Here is a 9,104-nt window from a genome sequence, read left to right as displayed (position 1 = left end):
GGCAACCATATCAATGCGATACCGGTGTATGCCTATCTCGGTGACGTAGGCTAATCGCCGACGGGCGATAAGAAGGCCGAGCATTTTGAGGATTCGTTCCTTGACGAACTGATGCCGGAACTCAAACGGCTCGGTTTTAAGGGTATCACCTACATGCCGCCGAGGAACACGCGCGAGCAGCTCAAGCGCATACAGGCGCTCTGCACGCAGTACGGTTTCATGGAGATAAGCGGTGTCGACATCAACAGTTCCCGGCAAAGCTTCAACTGTCCGATAATACTCGATCCGGAATTCAAACATCTTATCGAAGCGACATGGGCGCTCATCGCGCATGAGAAGCTTGCGAGTGTTGATGAACGGTACGCCATCTTTAACCCGAAGAATCCGGTCGCGGAGAAGCCGCTTGCAGAGCGGATAGCGCTCTACGCCAAGGTCGGACGCACGATGGACCATCGGGAACCGGAAGCGGCGATGAAGGTATTAAAAGGAATACATTAATCTTACGCGGAGGCGGGGGCGCGCGACCCCGCCTCCGCTTAACAAAGGAAACACCATGGCACTCAAGGATCTCATCGAAATCTCTCGGCTCTACGGCTCGGACCCTGATTACGTGCTTGCCGGCGGCGGGAACACGTCGTTCAAGGACAGAAAGACTCTCTTTGTGAAATCAAGCGGTATTCCGCTCGCAACGATCGATGAATCGGGATTCGTCGCCCTTACACGGGAAAAGCTTTCGGTCATGTCGATACGCAAGTACAGTGCGAACGCAGCGTTACGGGAGGATGAGATAAAACGCGATCTCTTGGCCGCGCGTGTCGACCCCACATCGAATCTCCGTCCGTCGGTGGAAGCATCGCTGCACGATCTTATCGAACACCCCTACATCGTGCACACGCACCCGCATCTGGTGAATGCGCTCATGTGCGGGAAGACCGGCGCTGCCGCGGTGAAAAAGCTTTTCGGCGATGACGCCATCTATGTTCCCTATACCGATCCGGGGTATACGCTCTATATGCGTGTAGCGACCGAGATAAAGCGGCGAAAGTCGAAAACCGTCCCTCCCATGATATTCCTTGAGAATCACGGCGTTTTCGTCGGCGGAGAATCGCCCGCCGCGGTCAAGCGCGTCTATGATGCAATGATCAAAAAGATACGTGCGCTCACGAAAAAGATACCGGATACATCGCGAATCACGCCCGATCCGAAAGTCGCCGATATGCTCCCGGCGGTACGCATGCTCCTTTCTGAGAACACGGTCAAGGTCGGTGCGTTCCTTGCAAGTGGCCTTGCCTCGCATTTCACGAAAAGCGCCGAAACGTTCGCGAAAGTATCGTCAGCGTTCACTCCCGATCAGATAGTCTACTGCAAAGCGTATGCGCTCTATATCGACGAGGACGGTACGCCGGAGGAGATCATTACGGCGTGCAAAGCGGCATGTGCGTCGTTCAAAAAGAAGAACGGTTATGCGCCGAAGATCGTCGCGCTAAAGGGCATCGGCATCGCCGCGTTCGAGGATAATGCCGCGTCGGCTGAGATAGCGCTCGCCGTATTCGAGGATGCGATGAAGATAAGCGCATACGCCGCGTCGTTCGGCGGACCTCGCTTCATGAGCCAGAAGGCGATATCGTTCATCGATTCATGGGAAGTGGAGAACTACCGGCGGAGCATATCGAAAGGCGCGCACGGCGCATCGCATCTTGCGCAGAAGATCGCCGTCGTCACCGGCGGGGCGCAGGGCTTCGGCGGGGGCATTGTCGAACATCTCCATGCCGACGGCGTGAACGTCATCATCGCCGACCTGAACGAAGAGAAAGGACGCGCGTACGCTGACGTACTCAATGCCGCGGGCGGGAAGAACCGTGTGCGCTTTGTGAAGGCCGACGTGTCGGACCCGGCATCGGTGGAGGCGCTCGTGCGCGATACGGTCATTGCGTTCGGCGGGCTTGATGTTTTCATCAGCAATGCCGGCATACTCCGCGCCGGCTCGCTCGACGAAATGGATGCGCGGACATTCGACATCATGACGAAGGTGAATTACACCGGCTATTTCTACAGCGCGAAGTACGCATCGAAAGTGATGAAGCTCCAGCATGCGCATAAGCCGGGCTATTTCACCGACATCATACAGATCAATTCGAAATCAGGGCTTGCCGGGTCGAACAAGAACTTCGCCTATGCCGGCGGGAAATTCGGCGGTATCGGTCTTACGCAGTCATTTGCACTTGAGCTAATCGGCCACGGCATAAAGGTGAACTCGATATGCCCGGGGAATTTCTTCGACGGACCGCTCTGGAGCGACCCGAAGAACGGCCTCTTCGTGCAGTATCTCAAAGCGAAGAAGGTGCCGGGCGCAAAGACCATCGCCGATGTAAAGAAATTCTACGAGGACAAAGTGCCTGCGCGTCGCGGCTGCACCGTCATCGATGTGATGCGCGCGATACGCTATGTCGTCGAGCAGGAGTATGAAACAGGGCAGGCCGTGCCGGTCACCGGCGGACAGGAAATGCTGAAGTAGGGTCCCAGAGCACAGCGGGTTGCAACCCGCTGTGCAAAAACAAAAAAGGAGAAACATTCATGAAAACGAAAGCAGTTCGGCTCTACGGAAAGAAAGACCTTCGCCTCGAGGAATTCGAGCTCCCCGCGATAAAGGACGGCGAGATACTCGCGCATATCATTTCCGACAGTATCTGCATGTCATCGTACAAGGCATCGGCTCAGGGCTCCGATCACAAGCGCGTGCCGAAGGATATCGATAAGAACCCCGTTATCATCGGGCATGAATTCTGCGGTGAGATCGTGGAAGTGGGCGCCAGGTGGAAACATCAATTCAAGCACGGTCAGAAATTCTCCATTCAGCCTGCCATCACCTACGATAAAGCGCCCGTCGGCGTGCTCTCTGCGCCGGGATATTCGTACCGCTACATCGGCGGGGATGCAACGTACATCATCATTCCCGAAGAAGTCATGTCGCAGGGATGTCTTCTTGGATACGACGGGGATGCGTACTTCAAGGGCTCGCTTGCTGAACCGATGTCGTGCATCGTCGGCGCTTTCCACGCGAACTATCACACCACGCCCGGGAGTTATGAGCACAGCATGGGCATCGTGAAAGGAGGCTCGATGGCGCTTCTTGCCGGTGTCGGCCCCATGGGCCTCGGAGCTATCGACTACGCGCTTCACTGTGACCGCCGTCCGTCGCTCCTTGTCGTCACCGACATTGATGACGCACGGCTTCAACGCGCCGCGTCGATATTCAGCGTCGAGCATGCGAAGAAGCAGGGTGTTACGCTCAAGTACGTGAACACGAAGACGATGGAAAAGCCCGGTGTCGAGCTTATGGCCATGAATGGCGGCAGGGGATATGACGACGTCTATGTTTTTGCGCCGGTCGCTCCCGTCGTGGAACAGGGCGATACGATACTCGGCATGGACGGATGCCTTAACTTCTTCGCCGGCCCTACCGATCCGAATTTTTCCGCGAAGTTCAATTTCTATAACGTGCATTATGCAGCGAGCCATGTCGTCGGCACGAGCGGCGGCAACACGGCCGATATGATCGAATCGCTCGCGATGATGGGAAAGTCGCTCATCGATCCGGCGACCATGGTCACGCATGTGGGCGGGCTCGATGCCGTCGTTGAAACGACGCTCCATCTCCCGGACATACCGGGCGGGAAAAAGCTCATCTATACGAACGTATCGATGCCGCTCACGGCGATCAATGACTTCGAGACGAAGGGGAAAAGCGATCCGTTCTTTGCCGAACTCGCGAAACTCACGGCGAAGAATAACGGCCTCTGGTCGACGGATGCGGAGAAATACCTCATCGCGAACGCAAAGAAGCTCTGACCGCTGTATCGTTTCGGCGGGCGTCAATTGACATCCTCCGGGTACTGCCCTATACTGTGGGGAAAATCGGAGGGACCGTATGAAAACGCTTACACACGCCGTGCTGTGCATCACGGCATTCACAATGCTCGCCGCCGGCCTTCATGCTGCAAAGTCGGGCAGCGGCAAGTCAGGTAAAAAAAGCGAGGCCGAAGGCATAACGGCTGCCGTGGGCACGATATCGGTGATCGATGCAGAAGCACGCACACTGAGCGTCGGCGGAAAGGATTTCGTCATCGCTGAAAAATGCACGTTCATCGGATCGGATAATAAGAACGATCTTACCATTAAGAAATTCAAGGCCGGCGATGCGGTCACCGTGACCTACGATACCGTCAAGGGCGTTCATACCGCGACGATCATAGCACTTGCAAGCGTCAGCAAGAGCAAGGCGGAAAAGGTGTCAGCGACCGACACGGAGACCGGGAAAAAGAAAGAGAAGAGCAAGAAAGCTTCCACGAACTGACGAACGGAGGCTGCCAATGCTGAACACACCCGACGTGCGCAATGAGACGATACGCACGATCTATGGCCGCCGGAGCATACGTTCGTTTTCCGACCGCGATGTGAGCGACGAGGATATCGCGGTGATACTGAAGGCGGCGAACAAAGCGCCCTCGGCGCATAATCAGCAGTCCTGGCGCTTCATCGTCGTCCGCGGGCAGAAGAAAAAGGAATTATCGGAGCTTATCGTCACCAAGGCCGCGGATTATCCCAAGGCGTCCGCAGCGCTCCTGCGCATGGCGGCGCGTTCCATTACGGGGGCACCGGTGGTCATAGCGGTGGCGAATACCGGCGAGCTCATCGAACACGGTACGCGGCTCTTTGCGATCGATGAGAACAAAGCGGTCGATTTTTTCCGCACCATGGAGATACAAAGCTCATCCGCGGCAGTGGAGAATCTCCTGCTTGCGGCGGCATCGCTCGGGCTTGCGACCGTGTGGCTCGGGATAATGTACCTTATCAAGGATGAGGTGCTTGATCTCCTTGGCGAACCGAAAGGCGAATTCATGGCGATCGTCCCTGTCGGCTATGCGACACGGGATGCCTCGAGCCCGAAGAAAAAGGACCTCGATGTCATCGTCAAACGCTTCGATTGACGGCCGGAACATGAAAAGTTCCGATGTGAACGAGATACAGCTTCGGCTGCTCGTCGAGAACACTCTCGACATCATCTATTCATACGATATCCGCGGGATATTCACCTATGTAAGCCCGAGCGTCCGCATCACCGGGTACGATCAACGCGAGGTCATCGGACGGCCGATGATCGAATTCATACACCCCGACGATCGGCAGGCGGTCGCCGAAGCATACCGGCGCGCGGTCATCGAGGGGTATGTCCGGAGCGCCGACGAAGCGCAGCCCCCGCCGTTGTTCTTCCGTATCATGAAAAAAGACGGCGGCACGGTGACCGTCGAGGTCATAAGCAACGTCGTCCGTGACGCTGTGGGCTCGGTGACCATGGTGACCGGCATACTCAGGGATATAACCGAACGTGTCCGCATCGAGGAGAAGCTTCGGGAGAACGAGACACGCTACCGGATGCTTGTCGAGAATACGAGCGACATCATCTTCTCCTACGACACGGAAAAACGCATAACCTACGTAAGCCCCAGCGTGAAGAATTTCGGTTTCTCCGCGGATGAGGTCGTCGGCAGCTCAGCGCTTTCGTTCGTTCACCCCGAGGACCATGCCTACGTCGCACGCATGATGGACGATGTCATCGTGAACGGCATCGACCGCACGGTGACGTTCCGCGTCGTTCTCAAGGACGGAAGCGTACGGGTAATGGAGGAAACGAGCAAAGCGGTACACGACAATGACGGCATCATAACGAATGTCACCGGCATCATGCGCGATGTGACCGACCGGGTGGCCATGGAGCGCGCACTGAAGGAGCGTACTGAAGAACTGGAAGTGCTCAATCGCGTCATTATCGCCGGTAGTCAGTCATCCGTGCACGATCTGTTGCCGCGCATACTCGACATCATGCTCTCCTACATCCAATTCCCCATCGGCGCGTGCTACCGCATCGAGGGGAATGCCGTGAACCTCATATGCCAGCGCGGCATCTCCGCGGACAAGACCGGGCAGGTGAAAATGCTCCCGCTCTCCGACCCTGAAGTGCATCCGCTGTTCACGGAAAAGGCCATTTTTGAGGATATGATAGATACGAAGAGCGTCGTGCTTGCGCGGTTGTTCTCCATCGCTTCGGCAGCCATAGTGCCTATCGTCTCTGCCGACCGCGTGATAGGCGCTTTTATCTGCGCTCACCGGGAACCGCATCACTTCACTGAAAGCGAAAAACGCATCCTTTTCGCCGTGGGGAAGGAGGCGGGCGCGAACGTCGCGAAGATAATGGCCGATGAGCATTCGCGGAACATCGAGGCGAGCCTGTCGCAGAAAACGCGCGGCATAGCGAACGCCCAGGTGCTGCAGCGCAATCTTAACACGAAGCTCTTGCCGCCCATACCCGACATCGATATCGCCGCATGCTATATGCCGAGCGAGGAATTGGGGGGGGATTTCTTCGATATACGGAAGACCGGCGCACGCCTTACTGTCATCATCGCCGATTGTTCCGGTCACGGCATCGAAGCGTCGATGGCGGCGACACTGCTCAAAGCCATTGCCGACCGGCACATCGCCTACCTTGCGCAGGGGGAGCCTGAGGCTTTCCTCACCCGTGTCAATCGCGACACCGCATCGTATTTTTCCGAGCAGCACTTCCCCTCGATGTTCGCCGCCACGATCAATATCGGAACGAAGGAGATCGTGTACGCGAACGCCGGCACACCGCCGCCGTTCATCGTCGGGGGAGGCGCGGTGGAACGGCTTGCGCAGGGAAAGGGATTCCTTCTCGGATATGATGCGCATACCGTCTATGAACGCCGGTCGCGAACGCTTCACCCGGGAGAGATCATCGCGATCACCTCGGATGCGTTCCTCGGCATCGTACGCAACGGGAAGATCGTGCTCGATACCGACGGCCTTATCCCCCTCTTTGCGCGGTTCGGCCGCGGCGTGAAAGGGGATATCAATGGCTTCCTGTCAGAGATAAGCGGCATCTCTCCGCTGCCGCTCTCCGATGATGCCACGGTCATACTCATCGAACACATTCCGCCGGAAGAACGGCATATCGAGCTCAGGCGTATCAGCGAGATCACCGCGGCTTCCGAATCGATAGGCGAATGCCTCGTGCGCCGCGGGTATACACTGGAGGATGTCAATTCGGTGCGCATTGCGTTCGATGAACTGTGCGTGAACGCTATCGAGCACGGCAATCATGGCAATGCGAAAAAATCCGTGGTCGTCGACGCGGTCATCACCTGTGAAAAGACCGCGATAACCGTGACCGACGAGGGCAAAGGCTTCGACCCGTCATCGGTGCCGGACCCCACGTCCCCGGCGGTCTTACGCACGTACCTTGAAACGAGGGGCGATGCCGTTTCACGCGGCCGCGGGATATGGATAACGCGCCGCATCACCGACTCGCTCGTATTCACGGAGAACGGGAGCCGTGCGGCGTTCACGAAAAAACGCCGGCCGGCGCATACGGATTTTCACTATGCAACACCGGCCCGGCGGAACGTCAGACGAACTCCCGAGCGGACGCTCGAGGACGGCATGCTGGTGTGGCACAGCGATATGACGGTGAACGATATCAAAGGCCTTCGGTCAAAAAACCTTACCATCGACCTCGGGGATATTCCCATGCTCCCCTCAATGGAGATCGGCGCGCTCATCATCATCCATCGTCACTGTACGCGCAAAGGGATAGCCCTCTCGCTCATCTCATCGAGCGATCATCTCAAGCGCACCCTGAGCGACCTCGGCCTTGCCCCCGGCTCGTGACCGCGCGGCACGTTCAGAACCGTACTGTTATGCTTTTGGAACGCCCGTCATAGGTGAAAACGCCGTGTCTCAGTATATCTCGCCCGATGAGGCACTGTACATCGTGCTTCAGATGCGGCACGGCGATGAGCCGCGATTCTATCTGCACGTTCGCCGGGAAGGTGATGAGGACGGCGTATTCGAAACAGTCCACGGCGGGTGCGGCCGGTGTGGCGATGAGCACATTGCCGGCAGGGGCGAGCTGATGGATGAATTCCAGATCTGCGGACATGACGCTCTGCGATGCGCCGGTATCGATGAGCGCCGTCACATGTTCGCTGTACACGTCGAGGCCGCTCGCGCGGCGTTTTTCCGTGAGGAAAACAGTAGGGGAAAGCACTACATCAAAGACGGGACCGGCCTCGGTAAGGGGAACGGTGAACGACGGCACGCTACTGGAAGCGGCGGTAGCGCTCGAGGGTGATGACGTAGTTCCAGAGGAAATAGAACGATACTTCCTCCACGGTGAAATGGTGTATCGCTTCGTCGGCCTTCACGCGCATGAGGTCAGCGGCGAGCTTCGGGTTCCTGGCGAGTGCGGCGTTCATGCGCTGTGCGATCGTATCGCTCGATACCCGGACCCGACGCATGAGCTCGGTGGGGATCTCGCGTTCATAGAAACGGTTGGTCAGCATCGACAGCGTATAGAGTTCCTGATTGACCGCATAGTAAGTGCGCTCGACGTTCGACTGATTGCGTCGTTCGCGGTCGAGGATATCCTTCTGCCACGCATAATACTCTTTCTGCCATGCGGCATACTGCGCCCCGTACTGCTTCGAATTGATGTTGAACGAATCGGATATATCCGCGGGGAGTATGCGCCGGAAATGCGACAGGCGGTCGCGCATCGCATCGATGGATGCGGAGCGGCTGCACGCGTTGAATGAAACGAGGGCGATGATGATGAACGGGATGAGGCGTTTGTACATGGTCACTCCAATGATGGGTATGATCAGCGGTGCGGAACGAGGGTACGGTTGAAATTATACCAGTCGTAGTAGGCATCGGTACCGGCAAGGGTGATCCAGATGCCGGCGAAAAGCGTGACAAGAGCAAGAAGGATGAGGAGCGCGAAAAGAATGCCTGCGAAGACCTTTATCGCATCGAACTGGGAACGGGTGGCGTTCTCGAGCACAAAATATCCGGTGACAAGAAAGAGCACGAATATCACGGCGCTTACGAAAAGTATCATGGATATGCTCCCAACGGATGATGCACGGATGATACCACAGGCGGGGAAAAATTCAAGCGGTGCGGAGGGCCGGTGTGTGACTTTCTATTGTGGTAACGCAGCGAAATAATTGCAAATGGCTATGGTT

General features: G+C 56.9%; 9 protein-coding genes. 6 read left to right on the top strand and 3 right to left on the bottom strand.

All coding sequences use genetic code 11. From position 1 onward, the window contains the following. The first annotated feature begins 111 nt into the window (after window positions 1–111). From AABZ39_06385 to AABZ39_06360, 6 genes are all read left to right on the top strand, one after another. Window positions 112–498 carry a hypothetical protein gene (locus AABZ39_06385; protein ID MEK6794384.1) on the top strand — a complete coding sequence of 129 codons (387 nt, stop codon included), beginning with the start codon at window positions 112–114 and terminating at the stop codon, window positions 496–498. A gap of 55 nt (window positions 499–553) precedes the next feature. Further along, window positions 554–2,515, top strand: coding sequence for an SDR family NAD(P)-dependent oxidoreductase (locus tag AABZ39_06380; GenBank protein ID MEK6794383.1), 1,962 nt, complete (start codon window positions 554–556; stop codon window positions 2,513–2,515). 59 nt (window positions 2,516–2,574) lie between these two features. Continuing rightward, window positions 2,575–3,849, top strand: coding sequence for a zinc-binding dehydrogenase (locus tag AABZ39_06375; GenBank protein MEK6794382.1), 1,275 nt, complete (start codon window positions 2,575–2,577; stop codon window positions 3,847–3,849). Between the two features lie 79 nt (window positions 3,850–3,928). Then, entirely contained in the window at window positions 3,929–4,354 is a 426-nt protein-coding gene (locus AABZ39_06370) for a hypothetical protein (GenBank protein MEK6794381.1), read from the top strand. A 16-nt stretch (window positions 4,355–4,370) separates the two neighbouring features. Beyond that, window positions 4,371–4,988 carry a nitroreductase family protein gene (locus AABZ39_06365; protein MEK6794380.1) on the top strand — a complete coding sequence of 206 codons (618 nt, stop codon included), beginning with the start codon at window positions 4,371–4,373 and terminating at the stop codon, window positions 4,986–4,988. Between the two features lie 10 nt (window positions 4,989–4,998). Beyond that, window positions 4,999–7,746, top strand: coding sequence for a PAS domain S-box protein (locus tag AABZ39_06360; protein MEK6794379.1), 2,748 nt, complete (start codon window positions 4,999–5,001; stop codon window positions 7,744–7,746). 13 nt (window positions 7,747–7,759) lie between these two features. On the opposite strand, the gene AABZ39_06355 is transcribed toward AABZ39_06360, so the two are convergent. From AABZ39_06355 to AABZ39_06345, 3 genes are read right to left on the bottom strand one after another with little or no spacing between them, the layout of a single operon-like run. Then, window positions 7,760–8,176, bottom strand: a complete 417-nt coding sequence (locus tag AABZ39_06355) for a hypothetical protein (GenBank protein ID MEK6794378.1) — start codon at window positions 8,174–8,176, stop codon at window positions 7,760–7,762. A gap of 1 nt (window position 8,177) precedes the next feature. Further along, on the bottom strand, window positions 8,178–8,714 hold the full coding sequence (locus AABZ39_06350; GenBank protein MEK6794377.1) for a hypothetical protein: 537 nt from the start codon (window positions 8,712–8,714) through the stop codon (window positions 8,178–8,180). 23 nt (window positions 8,715–8,737) lie between these two features. Beyond that, window positions 8,738–8,977 carry a hypothetical protein gene (locus AABZ39_06345; protein MEK6794376.1) on the bottom strand — a complete coding sequence of 80 codons (240 nt, stop codon included), beginning with the start codon at window positions 8,975–8,977 and terminating at the stop codon, window positions 8,738–8,740. Window positions 8,978–9,104 lie beyond the last annotated feature (127 nt).

The sequence above is a fragment of the Spirochaetota bacterium genome (assembly GCA_038043445.1).
Taxonomy (GTDB): Bacteria; Spirochaetota; Brachyspiria; order Brachyspirales; family JACRPF01; genus JBBTBY01.
Note: the sequence above shows the minus strand (reverse complement) of the source record. Positions and strands in the feature narration are given on the sequence as shown.